Below are 20784 nucleotides of genomic sequence, written 5' to 3'. Positions count from 1 at the left end.
CCTTCGCATTCCCGACCTAACTCACGTACGGCCCGGAGCGAAGGTTGCACGGCTATCGAGCGAGTGCCGTCCTGAGCATCTGCCTGGCCCGTGCCCTCGGGTCCGCGTGGATCTCGATGATCGCGTTCAGCACGGCACCGTCGACCAGCGCGACCACCTGCTCGATGCGGTCGGCCGTGACCGGCAACCCGCACTTGGCGAAGATCGCCGACAACAGTTCCCGCAGCTTGACGGCATCCTTGCCCATCACGGGCTTCAAGTACGGCCTGCGCCCGGTCCCGACCAGCCGTTCGTACCGAAGCAACACGGCCTCCGCGTCACCCGACTCCGGTTCGTCCCCCAGCAACTGGTCGAGCACCAGCTCCACGAGGACGTCGAACCCCGCGTCCTGCGGCGTGCGCTCCAGTTGCGCCCAGCCACGGGCGAACTCCTCCACGCCCCGGTGCTCGACCGCCGCCGTGATCAACTCGTCGAGCGAGTCGAAGTAGTACGTGGTGGACGCCAACGGCAGCCCCGCGCGCTCGGCCACGGCACGGTGCCGGATCGCGTCGAAGCCGCCTTCGGCCAGCAACTGCGCGGCGGCATCGACGAGAGCCTGGCGCCTGCGTTCACCTTTGGGCGTACTCGCGGCAGTCATAGTCCACCCAGCGTAGTAGTGGACACCGACCGGCGAGCGCGGATGCGCCGTACCTCGTCAGAACCGCCTCGTCAGAACCGGGGCGCGATGTCGTTGGCGAACTTGGCGATGGTGTCCGTGTACGGCGCCTCCACCGGCTGCACGTTCGGATCAGGCTGGCTGACGACGTGTAACTGGTTGCCGCTGGCGGCCTCGCTCTGGGCGTTCGCGGTGCCCTGCACCTCGGCGCCGAGCGGCGCGACGGAGTACGTGCCCTTGGGCACCAGGACGATGGACACCGTTCCGGCCTTGGAGCCGTCGGTCACGGTGAAGGCCGCGCCGCGCGAGCCCGGCGGACAGCCGAACGGGACGTCGACGACCTGCGCTTTTCCAGGGGCGGCCGGGAGCTCGCCCGCGAGGGCAGCAGCGAGCTCCCGGTCCGCCTGGCACCCACTCGGGGTGCTGCCGGCTGTGCCGGCATTACCAGTCGAATGTCCTCCCTGCTTAGGCGCACTCGACCGGTTGTCCTGCTGAGAGGACTGCCCCATGACCGACGGGCCGTTGGCTGGAGCGGGCTCCTCTTCTCTGTACATAGTGCCACCGGTTTGGGGTCCTCCGCCCGAGAGAGCGGGGGCATTCGCCGCTGTTGGGTCCGCAATTCCACCCGAAAGGGCGACCGCCGTCACTGTTCCGCCCGCGACCAGGACGAAAGCAAGGGCCGAAGCGCCCACGACGGCGTTACGGCGTTTCGCTGCGGCACGGCGGGAAGCCTGCCGAACCTCACCGGTACCGAAGGTGGGCGGTGGCGTGTCACCCACCGCATCCCTGAACAGCTCCGCAAGCTTCTTCTCGTCCACCTACATCCACCTCCTCACGATGCCGGTCGCAAATCGTCCAACGAATCGCCCAGCGCCTCCCGCAGAGCGGTGAGCCCACGCGCGGTCTGGCTCTTGACCGTTCCTTCCGAGCACTTGAGCGCCTCGGCGGTCGCCGCCACGTCCAAGCCCTCCAAGAACCTCAGCACAAGCACCGCCCGTTGCCGTGGCGGCACCTGCTTCAGACCGTCGAGCAGCGCGGACCTCGTCGCAACCGTGTCACCGACCTCGGCATCCGTCGGCGCGGGCTCAGGCAACTGCTCGACGAACCGCTCCCGGCGCCATGGCCGGCGCGACTCGTCGATCATCGCGCGCACCACCGTCCGGCGGACGTAGGCGTCCAACGCCCCACGGTCACGCACCTTGCGCCACCGCCGGTGCAACGCGACGAACGCGGTCTGAGCCAGGTCGTCCGCGCGGTACCAGTCGCCGCACAGCAAGAACGCGGTTCGGCGCACGGCGTCTCGCCGAGCCTCGAAGTACTCCGCGAACTCCTGCTCGTCGCGCTGATCCACGCGGACTCTCTCCGCTCGTCGTCTTCGGTTAAGGGACGGACCGGGCCGCCTCTACGGTTGCACGGTTCGTGGATGAGTTCTACGCCACACCCCGAATCTGCTTGCCCCCGGGGCCGTCGCATTGGTGGGATCGACTCCGTGACCGCTGCGATCATCGACCTGCGCTCGGACACCGTCACCCGACCAGACGAACGGATGCGGGCCGCGATGGCTGCTGCCGAGGTCGGTGACGACGTGCTTGACCACGACCCGACCATGGCCAAGCTCGAGGAGACCGTTGCCGGGCTGCTCGGCGTCGAGTCCGCGCTGTGGGTGCCGAGCGGCTCGATGGGCAACCTGATCGCGTTGATGCTGCACCTCAAACGCGGTGACCGGTTCCTGGCCACGAAGGGCTCACACGTGCTCGCGCACGAGCAGGGCGGTGCGGCCTGGCTGGCGGGCGGCATGCCCGAGGCGTTGCCGTGGGGCGGCGGTCCCGGACGACCGGCACCGGAGACCGTCCGCCACGCGATCGGCGGACCGCAACCGTACTTCGGGCTGTACACGACTCTGCTGTGCCTGGAGAACACGCACAACGCGGCAAGTGGGGCCGTGACCCCGCTGGACGAGCACACCGCACTGGTCACGGTGGCCAAGCAAGGTGGCCTGGCCGTACACCTGGACGGCGCCCGGATCTGGAACGCCTCGGTCGCGCTCGGCCTGCCGCCGTCCGCGCTGACCGTCGGCGCGGACACCGTGCAGGTCTGCCTCAGCAAGGGCCTGGGTGCGCCGGTCGGGTCGATGGTCGCCGGGTCGGCCGCGTTCGTCGCCGAGGCCCGCCGCGTCCGCAAGATGCTCGGCGGTGGCGTGCGGCAGGGCGGTGTGCTGGCCGCTGCCGGGCTGGTCGCACTGGAGAACATCGACTCACTGGCCGAGGACCACACCAAGGCCACCGCGCTCGCCGACGGCCTGCGTGAACGCGGCTGGGACGTGACGCGGCCCGACACCAACATCGTGCTGGCCACCGTGCCGGACCTGGAGCAGGCGCTGTCCCAGTTGCAAGGTGTGGGCGTGCTCGCCGTCCCGATGGACGGCAGGGTCCGGTTCGTCACGCACCGGGACGTCGCAGCCGACGACATCACCGAAGTGTTTCGCCGACTGGACAAGGAGTGACCGTGCGCTGGATCGTGTTCGACTACGGCGAGGTCATCAGCAAGCGGACCACCGCACTGCCGGAACTCGCCGAAGCGCTCGGCGCGGACCAGGTCGCGTTCGAAACCGCGTACTGGGCGCACCGGGAGGCGTACGACCGGGGCATGTCCGACGTGGACTACTGGTCGACCGTCGCCGGAAAGCCGTTGGACGAAACGACTTCGGCCCAGCTGGCCAAGATCGACGGGCTGGGCTGGATGACCTGCGAAGAATCCACTTTGGAACTCATCGCGGAAATCCGGGCGGCCGGGCACGGCCTCGCGTTGCTGTCCAACGCGCCGTCGGCGTTCGGCCGCCTGGTCGAGCTCGAGGCGTGGACGAAATCGTTCGCGCACCTGATCTTCTCGGGGGATCTGCGCATCGCCAAGCCCGACCCGGAGATGTGGGCGGAACTGCTCAAGCGCCTCGGCGCCCGGCCTCAGGACTGCGTGTTCTTCGACGACCGCCAGGTCAACATCGACGGCGCGGCCGCGGCCGGGATCGACGCCCGGCTGTGGGTCTCGGCGGCCGAGGCGCGTACGCACCTGGCCGCCGTCGGAATTCTGTAGCTACGACTTGATCTGGGAACGCTTGATGGCACCGTAGGCGAGCGTTCCCACCGTGGCCACGGCCGCGATGATCAGCAGCCACTTGAAGGCCGAGAAGATCCAGCCAATGAGCATGAACGCCAGCCAGATCACAACGATCGCGCCGAGGATCTTCACCAACATGTCCAGCCTCCCCATCGGGTCAGGTAGTGAACGATCCGCGCTCACCCGTGGTTCCCAGTCAACCAGCGGGTGAGGGGGCCGACCATCGGGAATGACCCCGATTTACCGCATCAGGGGGTCAGGGGGTCATCCACCCGCCCAGCCTGCGCAGGGCCTCCTCGATCTCGTGGTGCGCGCCCGCGAAGCTGAGCCGGACGAACTTCGAGCCGTGCTCGGGGTCGAAGTCGATGCCGGGCACGATCGCCAGGCCGGTGTCGGCCAGCAGCCGCTGGCACCAGCTCATCGCGTCGTGCGTGAGGTGTTCGATGTCGGCGTAGACGTAGAACGCGCCGTCGGCGGGCGCGAGGCGGTCGATCTTGAGCTGTTTCAGGCCGTCGAGCAGGGTGTCCCGGTTCGTCCGGTACTTCGCGACGTGCCCGTCCAGCTCCGCGTAGGACTCGTCGGTGAAAGCGGCGACGGCGGCGTGCTGCGCCAGCACCGGTGCGCAGATGTTGAAGTTGCCGATCAGGCACTCCACCGCCCGGTGCAGCCGCTGCGGCACGAGCAGCCAGCCCAGCCGCCAGCCGGTCATCGCGAAGTACTTGGAGAACGAGTTCACCACCACCGCTTCCCGGCTGTACTGCCACGCCGACGCGGGCTTGGTGCCGTACTCGATGCCGTGGTAGATCTCGTCGCTGATCAGCTGGACGCCGTGCTCGGCACACCAGCCCGCGATCGCCGCCAGTTCGGATCCCGCGACGATGGTGCCGGTCGGGTTGGCCGGGCTGGCGATCACCACGCCCTTGATCGGGCCGAGCCCGTCGAGCAGCTCGACGGTCGGCTGGAAGGTGTCGATCTCGACGACCTCGCACCCCAGCGCGGTGAGGATGTTGCGGTACGCCGGATATCCCGGCCGCGCCAGCGCGACCCGGTCACCGGGGTCGAACGCGGACAGGAAGGAAAGCAGGAAGCCACCGGAGGAACCGGTCGTGACGACCACGTCCTCCGGCGACACCCGCACGGAGTACTTCCGGTCGTAGTGACCGGCGATGGCTTCCCGCAACTCGGGGATGCCCAACTGCTCGGTGTAGCCGAGTTTGTTGCTGCGCAACACCTTCTCGGCCGCTTCGAGTACCGGCGCCGACGCGGAGGCGGACGGCTGCCCTGCCGCCAACGACACGACGTCACCCTTGGCGCGTTGCCGTGCGTTGGCGGCCTCGACGACATCCATCACGTAGAACGGCGGCACAGAGGCACGTGCGGCGACTGTCAGCGGGCTATGAGCCATAAGATCACCCTAACGCCGCCCGTGCCTCATGTGATCACTCAGAAAACACCCTTACCCAATCGCTTCTCGGAGATGAAGCGCTGCACGGAGTCCGTCACGTCCGCCTGCGGAGCACGCGCGGAACGACCGGCGGCCTGCTCGTCGGCGGGGATGTCCGGACGCGGGTCGCCGGGGCAGGTGACGCGCGAACCCGGCAGCACACCGTTGACGAGGTAGTTGTCGATGATGGTCGACGCGCAGGCGTTGCGGGTGTAGAGGCCATGGGTGCCGTCGTCCGCGACCGACACCAGTTGGTCCTTCAGCCTGGTGGCCATCGCGGGGCCGCCGTCGTACTGCGTGTTCGCGTCACCCTCGGCCTGGATCACCAGTCCGGTCTGGTAGCCGGAACGCTTGAGGTCGGTGACCCTGTCGGCGGGCTTGAAGCTGCGGAAGGTGCACTCGGTCGGCGCGGCGCGCAACACGCCGAAGCCGTACGGGTTCTTCTCACGGAACAGCCGCATGTCGCTGTAGTAGATCTGCAGGTCCTGCGGCCAGTCGGCCTCGCACGTGACGGTCTGGAACACGCCGTTGAACGTGTTGGCGATGCCCAGCTCCTTGACCAGCTTCGCGGCCTTGACCGCGTCCCTGACCTCGGCGGACTCGGTGGCGAGGGTGCCGTCCGACGCTGCCTTGAATGCCTTGATCATCCGGCCTTGCTCGTCCCACGCCGGGCGGAAGCGCGAGATGAAACCGACGATCAGGTCGTAGGCGGACCGGTCGACGGTGCCGTACAACGGGTCCTCGATCGGCTTGGTCGCCAGCTTCGCGGCCAGCGCCTCGGTGGTCGCGAACACCTCGGCCTGGGACGTGCCCAGCCCGTACACGGAGTTGCGCTCGCCGATCCACTTGAACATCGCTTCGGTGTTCTGCCGCATGGCCACGGCCTGCTGCTTGAACTGCTCGCGCCAGATCCAGTCCGGGCTGACCGCGGAGTCCAGCACGTTGCGGTCCAGGCTGGCCGGGAACAGGCTGCCGAAGACCGCGCCGAGGTAGGTGCCGTACGAGAAGCCCAAGTAGTTGATCTTCTTCTCGCCAAGCACACCCCGGATCACGTCCATGTCGCGAGCGGTGTTCGGCGTGTTGATGTACGGCCGCAGGCCACCGGCGGCCCGTTCACAGGCGGCCTCGTCGCTGCGCGCCTGCGCGGTGAACACCGCGAACTGCTCGTCGGTCGGCCTCGACGGGAGGCTCGCGATCGACGGGGTGTTCTCGCACTCCAGCGGGGTCGAGCGGCCGACACCACGCGGGTCGAAACCGATCATGTCGTAGACCTGCGCGATCGGCCGGTCGGCGAACGCCAGCGGCAGGTCGACACCCTCACCGCCGGGACCACCGGGGTTGAGCAGCAGCACGCCACGGCGCTTGGCCGGGTCCTTCGCGGGCAGTTTGCTGATCGTCACCGCGATGCGCTCGTCACCCGGCTTGCGGTAGTTCATCGGCACCGTCAGGGTCGCGCACTGCAACTCGGCGAGCGGCCCTTCGTCCGCGCACGGCTTCCACGTCGGCTTCTGGCCGTAGAACTCCTGCAAGCCAGGAGGAACAGCCGCACTGGCGACCGGTGCCACCCCCGTCATGACGCCGACCGCGGCCATCACGCTCACCCCGGCGTACGCCAGTCGGCTTCTTCTGGTCCTGCTCGTTCCTGTCACGGAGATCCCACTCCCTGTCACGCACCATGGACAGTGCGAACCTAGGAGCAGGGAAATGCCCGCACATCAGACTTTCGGCGGAATTGTCCAACCGAACAGGACCACTTCTCGCCATAAACCCCGTCAGTACCCGCGGTACGCGCCGCCACCCGCCATGGCCTTGATACCCGGGACGTTGTCGAGCGACCCGTAGCGGGAGATCGCGTAGTTCACGCCCGCGCAGATGTTGTCGACCGGGTTCCAGATGTCGTCGTGGCCGGGCAGTTTGTAACTGTTGAAAGTCGGGTCGATGCACTGCATCAGGCCCTTGGACGGCGTGCCCTTCGCCGCGTTGGAGTCCCAGTTGTTGATGGCGTTGGGGTTACCGGCCGACTCGTGCTGGATGATCGCCCAGATCTTCGGCACGTCCGCGTCGCTGACGTTGATCCCGTTGGCGCGCAGGATCTCCTGCGCCTGCTTGATCCACTCCTGGACGTTGCCGGGCGGCGGGCCCGCGGGCGGGCCACCGCTGGAGCCGAGGCCGCCGCCTCCTCCTCCACCACCACCGCCACCACCGCTGTGGCCACTGCCCCCGCCGGTTCCGCTGTGGCTGGAGCCGCTGCTGCCACCGGTGTTGCCGGTGTTGCCCGTGCCGGTCTGACCGGGAGTGTCCGTTCCGGACGGTGTGGTCTTGTCGTCCCTCGGCGCCTCGGGCTTCCAGTCGATCGTCTTGCCGGGACCGGGCACGTACGGCTGGCTGCCGGGCTCGGGGATGTCGGAGAACCGGGCGCTCGGGTTCGCGGCCGCTTTGATCTCGGTCGCCGCGGCCTTGATCTGCTCCTCGGTCTCCTTGAGCTTGTTCTCGATGTCCGTCGCGGCCGCCGACGTGATCGGCCGGAACTCGGCGTCCAGCGTGGCCGCGTCGGCGCCCGCGTTGGCCTGCTTGATCCGGTTGATCTCGCCGAGCGCCTGCTCGCACCGGTTGGACACGAAGTGCTTGGCGTCGTCGATCGCGGTCGCCACCTTGGTCAGCGCCGCACCGGCCTTGGCCAGACCCTCGCCGCTGGCGGTACCCGCCTTGGCGAACCGGTCCATGTAGGCCACGAACTGGTCGGCGGACGCGCCCTGCCACGCCGCGTCGAGCGCCTTGACCGAATTGGCCACGCCCGTGCCGTTCTCACTGACTCCCGTGCCCGCCTGCGTGAGCCGTTGGGCCGCGGCGTTGATCGAGCCGCTGTTGGCGTTCTCGACCTTCCGCGCGGCCGCCAGCACGGCGTCGCCGCCCGGGTAGCTCCCCAACTCAGCCGCAGCGCTCACCGCTCAGCTCCTCCCCAGCATCAAACCGAATAAGTCTTGGCGGTCTGCTGTTCGACGTTCTGCACGCTCTGGACCACCGCGTCGAGCGCGCGGGCGATCCCGTCGAGCAGCTGCTCGGCCTTGTCGAACTCGCTCAGCATCAACCTGTTCACCTCGTCGACCGCGGCCGACACGGCGCCGGAACTCGGCAGCGCACCGTAGGCGGCCGCGTCGCTCTGCACGTTCTGGAACGAATCCGCGATCTGCCCGAACTTCGGTTTGAAGTTCTGCACGGTCGTCATGCAGTTGTTGATCGCCTCGATGTTGTAACCGGCCACGTCCCCACCCCTTCGCCACATGTGTGACGCCAGAGAACCCCTCACTGGTTCCCGACAACCATAGAGCGAATTCAGATCTCGTCGAGCAGTTCCCACACAAACGTGGCGAGCCGCTGGTTGTCGCCCGGCGACACCGTCAACCAGGTGCGACCGTCCGGGCTGGGCTTCACCAGGTCGCAGTACCGGCCCGTCGGATTGTCGTGAAAAGCGACAACCCGTGCAGCGCGGACAATTCGCTTGTCCCTGTGATGGCGTTCGGCACCGAACTGTCCGCGCGTGGTGATTCCGGACAGCATCGACGTCAGTGCCTGAGCCTCGCTCAACGCGAGGCCTTTCGCCTCGAGATTGGTGATGAACTTCTTCGTGTCGCCGTGCGACTCGTCGTCCGCGGCGGTCACCAGGTCGTTGGGCAGGCTGACCGACCGGCCACGGCCCGCGGGCATGTCACCCGCGACCGACACAGCGGACTCGGCCAGCGCGCTGTCCCGTGCCGGGATCAGCCACACCTGGCCCTCGTCGACCACAGCCAGCTGCGCCGCTCGGCCCGCGACGGCCGCAAACGCTTTCACCTCGCGACCGGCCCAGATCCACGCGTCGACGCTGACATGCGGATGGGCGAGGACCTCCAGCGCGTCCACAAGCTCCGGATTCGCCCGGCCGGACTGCGCCAGGCCCCGTGACTCCAGCGCACGCCACGTCTTGCGCACGAGCTCGGCTCGTTCGGCGTGGGTCTTGCCGGGGCTGGGCACGTCGAGCGCGACATGGCGGTCGGGCAGCCGCTCGCTCTCCCAGATGACGTCGAACTCACACGCGGAGAGAACCAGGCTCACTCGTCGTCGTCTTCCCCAAGCACCGACGGCATGACCATCCGGCCGTCGGCGAACACGTCCTCAGCTTCGATGCCGTACTTGCGCACGTGCTCCTCATCCTCTTCGCCCTGCGCGGTGCCCGCGGCAGGCTGCATCATCGACGCACCGGGCTTGCTCTTGGCCCCGACGCGCTCAGCGGTCCGCGCCGCCGCGGCCTCCTCAGGCGGCAACCCGCTCAACGCGGACCCCGTGCCACGAGAACCACCCGGCGGAAGCGCCGACGGACGACCGCCGGTCTTGGGCGCGAGACGCTCCTTGTCCGCGACCGACCCGACAGCGGCCCCGCCCTGCGCGCCACCGACCATCCCGGCGACGGCGTTGGTCATGCCCTCGTAGTACGGGCGAACCGGCGGGGTGCCCTGCGCGAAACCCGGCTGCAACGGCCCGCCACCGGGCATCGGACCGATCCCGGTCATCTTGCCCGGGACCCCGGGCTGACCCGGCTGACCAGGAACCCCGGAATGCGGCCCGGACTGGCCCCCACCGACCAACGGCTGACCCGTGGCGTCGAACGACCCGACCGGAACACCAGGAGCACCGCCCGGAACACCGGCGATCGACGCACCACCCGGCGCGAACGCCGCGGAACCACCACCGACGCTGGAAATGCTCGTGCCGGTCGACGCCTTGGTCGGCGGAGCGGCGACGAGGTTGAGCCCAGGCGGAACAGGAAGCGCCTGGTAGGCGCCCAGGTTCGACTTGCTGGCGTTGGCGTAGCCGTTCATCGCGTCGACAGCCTGCGCCCGCGCGGCCTGAGTGCGCTTGACCTCCGCGGAGTGATCCGTGGTGTGCAGCAGCAGCTTGTCGGCGAGGTTGTAGTCCTTCGCGCCCCGCAGCGCACTCGACTCGGGCGCGCAGTTGCGGGTGCGGGAGTAGTCGTCACCCTGGTTGCAGACAGCACCGGCCGAACTGGTGATGGTCCCGGTCGCCTCGCCGCCGTACTGGGACGAGTCGGACATCACGACCTGGGCGTCGTCACTGGAGGCGCCCGTCCACTCGACGCCGATCTTCGTCAGCTCGGTGCGCAGGACCTCGTCGGTCTGCTTGAGGCTGTTGGCGATCGCCGTGAGCGCGTCGACGGCGCGGTTCATGCTCTCCGACCCACGACCCTGGCGGATCTGGTCGACCATGACGGCGAGTTCCTCGTTGCTGTAGCCGGCGAATCGGTAGTCACCGATCTCGGTTCCGGACATGGCGGTTCCTCACTTCAGGGTCTTGAGGGTCTGCATGGCGAAGTGCGCGGCCTGCTCACTCTTCGAACACATCTGCTCCTGGGTGAAGGCGTTGCGACTCGGCCGGAAGACGACCATCAATTGCTGGCCTTCGGCCACGCCCACCGCGGTCGCGCAGTCGAATGCGCCGCCGCTGCCACGGATGTGGTAATCCGCTGCCGGGAAATCATCGATCGAGACGAGTTTGGCCTCGACATTCCGCTTGCCGGACAACCAGGGTTCGAATCCCTCACTGGTGATCGCCCAGACCTCGTAGTCGAAAGCGTTCTTGCCTTCCGTGCCGTCCATCAGACACTGGGGAGATCCCTTGAAGGCGTCGCCGTCCTGGGTTTTGTTGCGCTTCCGGTTGACCTTGAGCTGCCCCAGTTGCTCCTGGGTCAGCAGCTTGCACGGGTCGACGCCGTCGAGCTTCATCTCCCTGGGCCTCGGCGGAATGGCCACGCTCGGCTTCGAGCCGCCCGAGCCCTGCGCGCCGCCGTTGCCAGCCGGAACCGCCTGGCCGGGCTCACTCTCCGTGCACCCGGTCAGCGCCACCGCACAGAGCAGCGCGACCATGACCGGCCTACGCAACCGTCGTCGTCCCGAAGACCGCTGCGATGTCCTGGTCGTTGAATCCATAGGTTTTCGCGCTGTTCTGGAGTTGGGACATGATGTTGCGCAGGCTGGTCACGTAATCGGTGATCCTCGCCGCGTAGGAGTCGTCGGCCAGCACCAGCCGGAAATTCCAGGCGCTCGCCGCGTCGACGCTCACCGGATCCTCCGCTGTGGGCTCGATCATCAACGACCGACTGTGCGTGGCGAACGTGTCGTTCAGCGCGTCGATCTGGGTTTGGATGATCTTGGCCGCGGCGAGCACGTTGTCGTGGTTCACCTTCAACGTCGCCGCGCCTGCCGGGGCTTCGGGAATCGATGCCAGCGCTTGCGCCCACGACAGTGAGCCGGTCGTCTCTTCCATTCACGCACCCCCGTACGTTCTGTAGTCGTCCGGTCTCTTTTCGTAGGCTACCAACGCTGGTAGACCTCTACGTGAAGTTTGACGGAGAAACCGGCCACCCGGTTCCACCGAATCAGCTAGCGGGAACCGCGACCTCTCCGCGTGACGCGCGCAGTGCGATGTCCGTCCTGTGGTGCGAGCCGGCGAGGTGCAGGTTCTCGATCCGACGGTACGCATCCTGGCGCGCCGCTTCCAGGTCGTCGCCCATTCCGACCACCGAGAGCACCCGGCCGCCTGAGGAGACCACCGCGCCGTCTTCGCGCCTGCGGGTGCCCGCGTGCAGGACTCCTTCGGCTTCGCTGCCCGCGATCACGTCTCCCGTGCGGGGCCTGCCGGGGTAGCCCTCTGCCGCCACCACCACGGTCACCGCTGATCCCTCTGCCCAGTCCAGCGGGGGCTGGTCGGCGAGGGTTCCGGTGGCCACGGCGTTGAGCAGTTCTCCCAGCGGGGTGCGCAGCAGGGCCAGCACCGCCTGGGTCTCGGGGTCGCCGAAGCGGCAGTTGAACTCGATCACCTGCGGGCCGGTCGGGGTGATCGCCAGGCCCGCGTACAGCAGGCCGGAGAAGGGCACGCCGCGCTTGGCCATCTCGTCCACGACCGGCTGGACGATCTTGTCCACGATGGTGGACACCAGGTCGCCCCCTGCCCACGGCAGCGGGGTGTACGCACCCATGCCGCCGGTGTTGGGGCCGTGGTCGCCGTCGCCGACGCGCTTGAAGTCCTGCGCGGGCAGCAACGGGACCACTGTCCTGCCGTCGACGAGGCAGAACAGGGAGACCTCCGGTCCGGACAGGAACGACTCCAGCAGGACCGGGTGGCCTCCTTCCAACAACGTCATCGCGTGCGCGCGGGCGGTCGCGAGGTCCTGGGTCACCACGACGCCCTTGCCCGCGGCCAGGCCGTCGTCCTTGACCACGTAGGTCGGGCCGAAGCGCTGCAGTGCCGCGTCCAGCCGGGCAGGGTTGTCGACGATCTCGCTGTGCGCGGTCGGGACGCCCGCCGCGGCCATCACGTCCTTGGCGAACGCCTTCGAGCCCTCGATCCGGGCGGCGTCGGCGGACGGGCCGAAGCAGGCGAAGCCCGCCGCGCGGACCGCGTCGGCGACACCCTCGACCAAGGGCCCCTCGGGGCCGATCACGACGAGGTCGGCCTTCCACCGCTCAGCCAGTGCGGCGACTTCGGCGGGGTTGCCCACCTCGACGCCGTACTGCTCCGCGACTGCCGCTGTCCCGGCGTTGCCGGGGGCGCAGGCCAGGGCGGTGACCTGCGGGTCCCGCGACAAGCCGAGGACCAGGGCATGCTCTCGGGCCCCAGACCCGATGACCAGAACTCGCACGACTGGAAAGGATAGGTGCCGTGCTCCGTTCAGCTCACCCCGAGGGCCTGCTTGGCACCGGGGTGGACCGGTACTGGATCGGTCCTGATGGCCGTTTCCTTGGTGATCTCCTTCGCCGACGGGTGGGTCTTCTCCAGATCCGCCTTCTTGTCGAACATCAGCTTCGTGATCGCGCACGCGTTGCCCGCCGGGAAGTCCTCGCGGACCAGCAGGAAGTTCGGCACCACGATGGTCGGCACGTCGGCGGGCTGCTTGTAGGTCGCGGCCGGGATGGTGCCCTGGTCGTAGACCTGGTTGAGCTGCTTGAGCGCGCCGAGCTGCGGGGTGATGTCGATGAACTTCACCTTGCCGCCCATGGAGGTGGTCAGGTCGGTGATCTCCGGGGTGGGCAGGCCGCCGGACCACACCAGCCCGTCGATCTTGCCTTCCTTCATCCCGTCGACGGTCTGCCGCAGCGCCAGCCGCTGCGGTGAGAGGTCGCTGTCCTTCAGCCCGGCCGCCTGCAGCAGCCGGTTGGCGATCACCTCGGTGCCCGACTTCGGCGAACCGGTGGAGATCCGCTTGCCGCGGAAGTCCGCGACGCTGTTGATCCCGCTGTCGGCGCGCACCACGACCTGGGTGTAGTTCGAGTGGATCCGGGCAAGGGCCTGGACCTTCTGCGGCTTGCCCTCGAACGCGGACTTGCCCTGCACGGCGTCGGCTGCCGTGTCGGCCAGCGAGAACGCGATGTCGTACGTCTTGTCCGCGAGCTGCTGGATGTTCTGCACGGACGCGCCGGTGTCCGCCGCGGTGGCCTTCAGCTTGGAGTTGTTGCTGATCACCTGGGCGAGGCCGCCGCCGAGCACGTAGTACACGCCGCCGACGTTGCCGGTGGCGATGGTCACGCGCCCCTCGGACGCCTCGCACGAGGCCTGTCCGCCGGGTTGTTGCGCGGACTGGTTGTTGTCCTCGCGTTTGCCGCCGCAGCCGGTGGCCACCAGCGCGACCCCCACCACACCAATGAGTGCTTTACGCACTGTCGACACTGTTGATCTCCTTGTCCTTTTGCCGCAACAGCAAGTGCACGACGACGGCGGCAACGGCGAAGCCCGCCCCGACCGCGATGGAAAGTGGCTGCAGGTAGAGCAGCAGGAGCGCGGCCGGGACGCACAGCACCCGGACGGGCATCTTGGCCGGACCGAACAGCCAGCCGGTCGTGACGACCGCGAGCACGGCCACGCCGACCGCGGACACGGCCGTCACCCACACGACGTCGAGGAACGGGCGTTGCAGCAGCAACGCGGAACCGTTGTCGGTGAGTACGAACGCCAGCGGCACGAGGAACGCGGGCAACGTGTACTTCCACGTCTGCCACATGGTTTTCAGCACCGCGCCACCGGTGATGGCCGACGCCGCGACGGCCGCGAGCGCCGTCGGCGGAGTGACCTCGGACAGCACCGCGTAGTAGAAGATGAACATCGCCGTCTCGGCGGGTTGCACGCCAAGCGTGATCAGCGCGGGCCCGATCACCACCCACGAGATGATGAACGACGCGGTGACCGGGACAGCCAGGCCGAGCACGCAGACTGCCAAGGCACAGAACACAACCGTCAGCGCGAGCACCACGGTCGGGTTGTCGGACAACGAGTTCGCGGCCTTCACCAAAGCGTCGGCGAGCACCTGCCCGAGTCCGGTCTTGGTGATCGTCGACGTGATCACGCCCGCCGCGGCGCAGACCGCGATCACCGGCAGCGCACCGCGGATACCCTCGGACAGCGAGTCGACGAGTTCCCTGAGCCACGCGATCAGCGCGGCCCGCTTGTCTTCACCGAACAGCTTGCCCACCAACGAGAACAGCGCCGCCACACCGGAGGCGTAGACCACCGCGGAGAACGGCGGGATGTCCAACGCCAGGAACACGACGATGATCGCGAGCGACGCGAAGTGGTACCCGCCCTTGGCCAGCACGGCCAGGGCTTTCGGCGAGTCCACGTCCACCGAGTGCGCGCCGAACCGGCGGGCGTCGGCCTCGACCGCGAACACGATCCCCAGGTAGTACAGGAGTGTCGGCACGATCGCCCAGAGCAGGACGGTGAGGTACGACGTCTCCAGGTACTCGGCGATGATGAACGCGGCGGCACCGAGCGTCGGCGGCGAGAGGATCGCGCCGATTCCGGACGCGGCCAGCAGACCACCGGCGTTCTCCTTGGGATACCCGGCTTTCCTCAGGATCGGCCAGGTGATCGCGCCGAGCGTGACCGTGGTCGCCGTGCCCGAACCGGACACGGTGCCCAGCAGGAACCCGGACAGCGCCGTGGTGCGGCCGGGCGCCGTGCGCGACTTGCGGAACAAGGCGAAGCTGAAGTCCACGAAGAACTTGCCCGCACCCGAGTTGGCCAGCACGGCACCGTAGATCGTGAACAGCACGATGTAGGTGGCGGCGACATCGAGCGGCGTGCCGAAGAAACCGTTGCTGGGGTCGTACAAGGCGCTGATGATCTCGTCGAAGTTCATGCCCGCGTGCGAGATCGCCCAGCTCTGCGGCAGGAACCCGCCGTAGTAGGCGTATGCGAGGAAGACCAGGCAGATGATCGGCAGGACCAGGCCGGTCGTGCGCCTGGTCGCCTCGAGGATGAGCAACAACAGGACAGCACCGGCGATGACATCCACAGTGGACAGCTGACCCTGCCGGTCGAGGAACGCGTCGAACCCCGTGAGCAACGGGTAGAGCGCGACCACGAGCGTGAGCGCGGACAGTACCCAGTCGATCACACCGGGGTCGTCGTTCTCCGTCGCGCCGCGTCCCGCGGGCCGGTACGCGAGGAAGACCAGCGGCAGCGTGACCGCGAGGAAGATCACCAGGTAGTACTGGTTGCCCTGGTCGAACGGCAGGAAGACCTGCTTGAGCACCAGCAGCGCGACCGCCGCCCCGACGATCCACAGCGCTCGTTCCCAGCGTGGGGATAACTTCCGCGCCGGACGTTCCTCGTCGTGCGCGCCGACGATGTCGTCGACGCTGCGCTGCTCTGCGGTGGTCACCCGGCGAACGTACCCGGTGAGGTGGTCGGCATCACACTGTTCTTTGCATTGCCTTAGGACAGACGCGCACAACGTTCATCCGAGCGTGGCCGACCGTGCAGGAATGCCAGGTAGCGTCCACGCACTTCGTTCGCAGCAAGGAGGCACGTGATGGGGAAACGACTCGCCGCATTAGCGCTGAGTGGGATCGCGCTGGTCGCGATGGTCGGGCCGGCGACCGCGGACCCGCAGGCGCAGGGCAGGGGTGACCAGGCCAAGCCGTTGATCTTCGGGCACCGCGGGGCCTCCGGCTACCGCCCGGAGCACACGTTGGCCTCCTACGAACTCGCCGCCCGGATGGGCGCGGACTACATCGAACCCGACCTGGTGTCGACCAAGGACGGTGTGCTCGTGGCCAGGCACGAGAACGAGATCGGCGGCACGACCGACGTGGCGTCCCGGCCGGAGTTCACGGGTCGCAAGACCACGAAGACCATCGACGGAGCCCCGCTGACCGGCTGGTTCACCGAGGACTTCACCCTGGCGGAACTCAAGACCCTGCGGGCGACCGAGCGCATCCCGGACATCCGCCAGCGCAACACGATCTACACCAAGCGCTTCGAGGTGCCGACCTTCCAGGAAGTGATCGAGCTGAGCAGGCGCCTGTCCTGGGAGCTGCACCGGGAGATCGGCATCGCGCCGGAGACCAAGCACCCGACGTACTTCCAGTCGATCGGCAAGGCACTCGAGCCCGGCCTGGTCCGCACTCTCGACCGCAACGGCCTCAACCACCCGCGTGCGAAGGTCGTCGTGCAGTCCTTCGAGGTCGGCAACCTGGTGGCGCTCAACCGCCAGCTCAGGGTCCAACTCGTCCAGCTGACCAGCGCTGCGGGCGCGCCGTACGACTTCATCGTGAAGGGCGACCCGCGCACGTACGCCGACATCGTGAGCCCGGCGGGCCTGCGTGACGTGGCGAAGTACGCCGACTGGCTCGGCCCGGAGAAGGGACAGGTCATCCCCCGTGACGCGGCCGGATTCCTGAAGGCGCCGACGTCGCTGGTGTCCGACGCGCACAAGGCTGGGCTGAAGGTCGTGCCGTACACCTTCCGCAACGAGAACAACTTCCTGCCCGCCGACTTCCGCTCGTCCGCCGTCCCGGCTGAGTACGGAAACGCGTTCGGCGAGTTCGAGAAGTTCTTCGCCACCGGCGTCGACGGCGTGTTCACCGACAACACGGACACGGCGGTGGAGGCCCGCAAGAACAGGCGCTGACAAGGTGCAAGCACATCAGCGGACCAGTTCGTGGCGCACGATCGTCTGGTCACGGCCGGGGCCGACGCCGATCGCCGAGACCCTGGCACCCGACAGCTCCTCCAACCGCTCGACGTAGGCCCGCGCGGTCGCCGGGAGCTCATCGAACTCGCGGCACTGGCTGATGTCCTCCCACCAGCCCGGCATCTCCTCGTAGACCGGGATGGCGTGGTGCACGTCGGTCTGCGTCATCGGCATGTCGTCGACCCTGCGGCCGTCCACTTCGTACCCGACGCAGATCGGCACGGTGTCGAGGCCGGACAGCACGTCCAGTTTGGTCAGGAAGTAGTCGGTGATGCCGTTGACCCTGGCGGCGTACCGCGCGATCACCGCGTCGAACCAGCCCGTGCGCCGCGAACGCCCGGTGGTGACGCCGAACTCGCCGCCCTGCTTGCGCAGGTTCTCGCCCATCTCGTCGGTCAGCTCGGTCGGGAACGGCCCGGAACCCACCCGCGTGGTGTACGCCTTCAGGATGCCGATCACCGTGGTGATCCGGGTCGGGCCGATGCCGGACCCGGCCGACGCGCCGCCCGACGTCGGGTTCGACGACGTGACGAACGGGTACGTGCCGTGGTCGACGTCCAGCAGGGTGCCCTGCGAGCCCTCCAGCAGCACGTTCTCGCCGCGCTCGAGCGCCTGGTTGAGCAGCAGGCGGGTGTCGGCGATCCGGCTGAGGAACTTCTGCCCCTGCTCCAGCACGGTGTCCACGACCTGGTTGGGGTCGAGCGCGCGGTGGTTGTAGACCTTGACCAGCACCTGGTTTTTGAAGTCCAGCGCCGCGTCGACCTTCTGGCGCATGATCTTCTCGTCCAGCAGGTCCTGCACGCGCACGCCGACGCGGGCCACCTTGTCCTGGTAGCAGGGGCCGATGCCGCGACCGGTCGTGCCGATCTTGGACTTGCCCAGGTAGCGCTCGGTGACCTTGTCGATGGCCACGTGGTACGGCATGATCAGGTGCGCGTCGGCGGAGATCAGCAGCTTGCTGGTGTCGACATCGCGCGCCTCCAGCCCCGACAGCTCCTCCAGCAGGACACCGGGGTCGACCACCACGCCGTTGCCGATCACGTTGTTCACGTTCGGCGAGAGGATCCCGGACGGGATCAGGTGCAACGCGAAGTTCTGCCCGTCGGGAAGAACCACGGTGTGCCCGGCGTTGTTGCCGCCTTGGTAGCGGACGACCCACTGGACGCGGTCACCGAACAGGTCGGTTGCCTTGCCTTTACCTTCGTCGCCCCATTGGGCGCCGATGACCACGATGGCCGGCATGTGAAACTCCAGGTGGATTCGGGCGTGCGAAATGCCGGTAATGGAGACTAGACCAGGAGCTCAGCGTGGGTGCACTCGTACTGGCCTGTGGCGATTCGGCCGGACACGATCGGTTGGCGTCGCTGACCGAGCGTGATGACGTCGAGGTGTCCGCGGTGCCGGCCACACCGGGTCGAACGGACGTGGATCCCCTGCTCAAGGGCCTCGGCGAGCGTCGCATCGTGGTCCTGGGCACGGACGCGGACCTGGCCGCGGTAGTGCTGCGGATCATGCGCAAAGAACTCGTGGACCAGGTGGCTGTCGGGTTCGTGCCGACCGGTGACTCGCCGGTCGCGGACCTCTGGGACCTGCCGACGGACCCGGGCAAGGCGATCGAGGTCGCGCTGCGCGGCGACGTCGACCCGATCCCGCTGCTACGCGACGATGCCGGTGGCGTGCTGGTCGGGCTGGGCAGGATCGGGCCGACACGGGGTGTTGGTTACTGCGACGACACAACGGCGCTGCGTGGCCGGATCAGTGCTATCGAAGTCACGCCCGACCCGTCCGGCCGCAACGGGCTCGTCGTCCGCGTGATCCGCCGCGGGCTGCTCGGCAAACGGGTCAGCGAGTTCAAGGGCCGCGCGTTCCAACTGGGCAGCCTGCCCGTGCTGCCGGTCAAGGACGGCGTGCAGCACCCGCGGCAGGTGTCTCGGTGGACCTGGTACCGGCACACCTCGGATCTCCGCGTCGCCAGAGGGCTCATTTGAGCCGCAGCAGCACGGCTCCGGTGTTCCGGCGCTGCTCGAGGTCGTTGTGCGCGTCAACGGCCCGGTCAAGGGGGTGGACGGCGTGGATCTTGGCGGTCATACCGCTGTTCAAAGCCGTTTCCGCGTCCGCTCGTTGCCGCTGCGAGCTCCGGCGCTGCAGCACCCCGGACGCGCCGACGACAGTCAGCCCGCGCTGCGCGATCAACGCCGTGTCGACCTGCGGCCACTGCCCTGAGGTGTACCCGTACAGCCCGACGCGGTCCTGGGCGACGGCGACGGCTCGTCCGCCGACCTCGCCGCCCACCGAGTCGAGGACCACGCTGGGTTCGCCCCAGTTCTCGTCGTCGTACGTGACTGGTTGCGCGCCCAGCTCCTTGACCGCCGCCAGCTTGTCGGGGCTGGTCACGCCGATCACGTGGGCACCGCGGGCGTGGGCTGCCTGGACCAGCATGGAGCCGATCCGGCCTGCCGCGGCGGTCACCAGCACGGTGTCGGCGGCACCGACGCGCATCACGTCCAGCAGGCCGATCGCCATGTCACCACCGCCGAACAGGGCCACCGCGTGCTCGATCGGCATACCGTCCGCAACCGGGTGGACGTGGTCGGCCAGCGCGAACTCCGCGTAACCACCCTGGAAACCGCTGGTCCTGGCCACCACGCGCCTGCCGGCCAGCGCCTGGTCCTCGGCGTGGACCACCACGCCGCCGATCTCGAAGCCGGGGACGTACGGCACCGCCCACGACGGCACGGTGCCGCGTCGCAGCAACGTGTCCGCGAACAGGACCGCCGCGACTTCGACTTCGACGAGCACCTGCCCATCGCCCGGTTCGGGCCGTCCGACTTCTTCCACGCGCAGCACCTCGGCGCCGCCGAACTCGTGGACCCGGATCACCCGCATGTTCCCCTCCAAACGAGACACTTTGTCTCTCTTGAGGCAGACTGTCCGAGCGTCGACCGGTCGCCAAGGTGCAACCGAGACGGTCTGTCCCAGCCTGGACGAGGAGCCGGTTTTGTCTCAGCAGAACCTCCGGGTGCGCCGGACCCGGATCCTGTTGCGCGACGCGTTGGTCGAGCTGATCGACGAGCGTGGCTTCGACCGGATCACCGTCGGCGAGCTCACCACCCGCGCGATGGTCAGCAGGGCCGCGTTCTACCGGAACTACCGGGACAAGTACCACCTGGCCGAGCAGGTCTTCGACGACGCGCTCGACGAGCTCATGGCCACCGCGCCCGACGACGTGCCGCAACTCTGGACGGAGTTCTTCGACCACGTCGCCACCTACGAGCGGCTTTACAAGGCGCTGCTGAGCCGCAAGGCGGGTACGTGGTTCGCTGACACGATGCGCGCGAAGATGGCGTCGATCAGCGCACATCACCTGACTGGGAAAGCTGGGAACGACTTGACGCCGACCGTTGTCGGCGCGGTCGCCGTGCAGGCCATCACGTGGTGGCTGGACCACGATCGTCCCTGCTCAGCCAGGGTGATCGCGGACCGGACAGCGGAAATGATGCGCGCGATCATCGACGTCGAGTTACGGCATCCGTCGTAAGGGTGTCA

22 protein-coding genes are annotated in these 20784 nt (G+C 68.1%); 5 read left to right on the top strand and 17 right to left on the bottom strand.

Annotated features, from left to right (window positions below):
- Positions 1 to 52 precede the first annotated feature (52 nt).
- The 3 genes from ALI144C_RS44220 to ALI144C_RS44210 form a co-directional block, all read right to left on the bottom strand.
- A complete protein-coding gene (locus ALI144C_RS44220) occupies positions 53 to 637 on the bottom strand; it encodes a TetR/AcrR family transcriptional regulator (RefSeq protein ID WP_076993234.1) in 585 nt (194 codons plus the stop codon).
- A 71-nt stretch (positions 638 to 708) separates the two neighbouring features.
- On the bottom strand, positions 709 to 1209 hold the full coding sequence (locus ALI144C_RS55005) for a hypothetical protein (RefSeq protein WP_143231223.1): 501 nt from the start codon (positions 1207 to 1209) through the stop codon (positions 709 to 711).
- 278 nt (positions 1210 to 1487) lie between these two features.
- Positions 1488 to 2006 carry a SigE family RNA polymerase sigma factor gene (locus ALI144C_RS44210; RefSeq protein ID WP_076993232.1) on the bottom strand — a complete coding sequence of 173 codons (519 nt, stop codon included), beginning with the start codon at positions 2004 to 2006 and terminating at the stop codon, positions 1488 to 1490.
- Positions 2007 to 2144: 138 nt separating this feature from the next.
- On the opposite strand from ALI144C_RS44210, the gene ALI144C_RS44205 reads away from it, so the two are divergent.
- Together ALI144C_RS44205 and ALI144C_RS44200 are read left to right on the top strand one after the other, a co-directional pair.
- Entirely contained in the window at positions 2145 to 3158 is a 1014-nt protein-coding gene (locus ALI144C_RS44205; protein ID WP_269086737.1) for a threonine aldolase family protein, read from the top strand.
- A 2-nt stretch (positions 3159 to 3160) separates the two neighbouring features.
- Positions 3161 to 3745 carry an HAD-IA family hydrolase gene (locus ALI144C_RS44200; RefSeq protein ID WP_076993735.1) on the top strand — a complete coding sequence of 195 codons (585 nt, stop codon included), beginning with the start codon at positions 3161 to 3163 and terminating at the stop codon, positions 3743 to 3745.
- Here ALI144C_RS44200 and ALI144C_RS56065 read toward each other — a convergent pair whose 3' ends face one another.
- The 12 genes from ALI144C_RS56065 to ALI144C_RS44145 form a co-directional block, all read right to left on the bottom strand.
- Positions 3746 to 3907: a hypothetical protein gene (locus tag ALI144C_RS56065; protein ID WP_168211506.1), complete on the bottom strand. Its 162-nt coding sequence runs from the start codon at positions 3905 to 3907 to the stop codon at positions 3746 to 3748. It lies immediately after the preceding gene.
- Positions 3908 to 4025: 118 nt separating this feature from the next.
- Positions 4026 to 5174 (bottom strand): pyridoxal phosphate-dependent aminotransferase, encoded by a 1149-nt coding sequence (locus tag ALI144C_RS44195; protein WP_076993231.1) that lies wholly within the window; start codon positions 5172 to 5174, stop codon positions 4026 to 4028.
- Positions 5175 to 5212: 38 nt separating this feature from the next.
- The gene (locus tag ALI144C_RS44190; protein WP_237774607.1) at positions 5213 to 6862 is read right to left on the bottom strand and encodes an alpha/beta fold hydrolase; all 1650 of its coding nucleotides are present in this window, start codon (positions 6860 to 6862) and stop codon (positions 5213 to 5215) included.
- 123 nt (positions 6863 to 6985) lie between these two features.
- Positions 6986 to 8158 (bottom strand): transglycosylase SLT domain-containing protein, encoded by a 1173-nt coding sequence (locus ALI144C_RS44185; RefSeq protein WP_076993230.1) that lies wholly within the window; start codon positions 8156 to 8158, stop codon positions 6986 to 6988.
- 20 nt (positions 8159 to 8178) lie between these two features.
- Positions 8179 to 8475: a hypothetical protein gene (locus ALI144C_RS44180; protein ID WP_076993229.1), complete on the bottom strand. Its 297-nt coding sequence runs from the start codon at positions 8473 to 8475 to the stop codon at positions 8179 to 8181.
- Between the two features lie 71 nt (positions 8476 to 8546).
- Positions 8547 to 9305 (bottom strand): ESX secretion-associated protein EspG, encoded by a 759-nt coding sequence (locus ALI144C_RS44175; RefSeq protein ID WP_076993228.1) that lies wholly within the window; start codon positions 9303 to 9305, stop codon positions 8547 to 8549.
- Positions 9302 to 10537 carry a hypothetical protein gene (locus ALI144C_RS44170; protein ID WP_076993227.1) on the bottom strand — a complete coding sequence of 412 codons (1236 nt, stop codon included), beginning with the start codon at positions 10535 to 10537 and terminating at the stop codon, positions 9302 to 9304. Before ALI144C_RS44170 ends, ALI144C_RS44175 begins: the two co-directional genes overlap by 4 nt.
- A 9-nt stretch (positions 10538 to 10546) precedes the next feature.
- Positions 10547 to 11131, bottom strand: a complete 585-nt coding sequence (locus ALI144C_RS44165) for a DUF3558 domain-containing protein (protein ID WP_076993226.1) — start codon at positions 11129 to 11131, stop codon at positions 10547 to 10549.
- 7 nt (positions 11132 to 11138) lie between these two features.
- Positions 11139 to 11531 carry a hypothetical protein gene (locus ALI144C_RS44160; protein ID WP_083753926.1) on the bottom strand — a complete coding sequence of 131 codons (393 nt, stop codon included), beginning with the start codon at positions 11529 to 11531 and terminating at the stop codon, positions 11139 to 11141.
- A gap of 112 nt (positions 11532 to 11643) precedes the next feature.
- Complete coding sequence (purD, locus tag ALI144C_RS44155) at positions 11644 to 12906, bottom strand: phosphoribosylamine--glycine ligase (protein WP_076993225.1); 1263 nt, start codon at positions 12904 to 12906, stop codon at positions 11644 to 11646.
- Between the two features lie 29 nt (positions 12907 to 12935).
- Entirely contained in the window at positions 12936 to 13931 is a 996-nt protein-coding gene (locus tag ALI144C_RS44150; RefSeq protein ID WP_237774606.1) for a TAXI family TRAP transporter solute-binding subunit, read from the bottom strand.
- Complete coding sequence (locus tag ALI144C_RS44145) at positions 13915 to 15924, bottom strand: TRAP transporter permease (RefSeq protein WP_076993223.1); 2010 nt, start codon at positions 15922 to 15924, stop codon at positions 13915 to 13917. Before ALI144C_RS44145 ends, ALI144C_RS44150 begins: the two co-directional genes overlap by 17 nt.
- A gap of 150 nt (positions 15925 to 16074) precedes the next feature.
- On the opposite strand from ALI144C_RS44145, the gene ALI144C_RS44140 reads away from it, so the two are divergent.
- Complete coding sequence (locus tag ALI144C_RS44140; protein WP_076993222.1) at positions 16075 to 17175, top strand: glycerophosphodiester phosphodiesterase; 1101 nt, start codon at positions 16075 to 16077, stop codon at positions 17173 to 17175.
- A gap of 15 nt (positions 17176 to 17190) precedes the next feature.
- Here ALI144C_RS44140 and ALI144C_RS44135 read toward each other — a convergent pair whose 3' ends face one another.
- Complete coding sequence (locus tag ALI144C_RS44135; RefSeq protein WP_076993221.1) at positions 17191 to 18480, bottom strand: adenylosuccinate synthase; 1290 nt, start codon at positions 18478 to 18480, stop codon at positions 17191 to 17193.
- Between the two features lie 65 nt (positions 18481 to 18545).
- Here ALI144C_RS44135 and ALI144C_RS44130 point away from each other — a divergent pair, with 65 nt between their 5' ends.
- Positions 18546 to 19226, top strand: coding sequence for a hypothetical protein (locus ALI144C_RS44130; RefSeq protein ID WP_076993220.1), 681 nt, complete (start codon positions 18546 to 18548; stop codon positions 19224 to 19226).
- On the opposite strand, the gene ALI144C_RS44125 is transcribed toward ALI144C_RS44130, so the two are convergent.
- The gene (locus tag ALI144C_RS44125; protein ID WP_076993219.1) at positions 19219 to 20124 is read right to left on the bottom strand and encodes an alcohol dehydrogenase catalytic domain-containing protein; all 906 of its coding nucleotides are present in this window, start codon (positions 20122 to 20124) and stop codon (positions 19219 to 19221) included. The two genes, ALI144C_RS44130 and ALI144C_RS44125, sit on opposite strands and share 8 nt — an antisense overlap.
- A 112-nt stretch (positions 20125 to 20236) precedes the next feature.
- On the opposite strand from ALI144C_RS44125, the gene ALI144C_RS44120 reads away from it, so the two are divergent.
- Positions 20237 to 20776 carry a TetR/AcrR family transcriptional regulator gene (locus ALI144C_RS44120; protein WP_076993218.1) on the top strand — a complete coding sequence of 180 codons (540 nt, stop codon included), beginning with the start codon at positions 20237 to 20239 and terminating at the stop codon, positions 20774 to 20776.
- The last annotated feature ends 8 nt before the right edge of the window (positions 20777 to 20784 follow it).

This window comes from Actinosynnema sp. ALI-1.44 (genome assembly GCF_001984155.1).
Taxonomy (GTDB): Bacteria; Actinomycetota; Actinomycetes; order Mycobacteriales; family Pseudonocardiaceae; genus Kibdelosporangium.
This window is presented reverse-complemented; position numbering and strand designations above follow the sequence as displayed.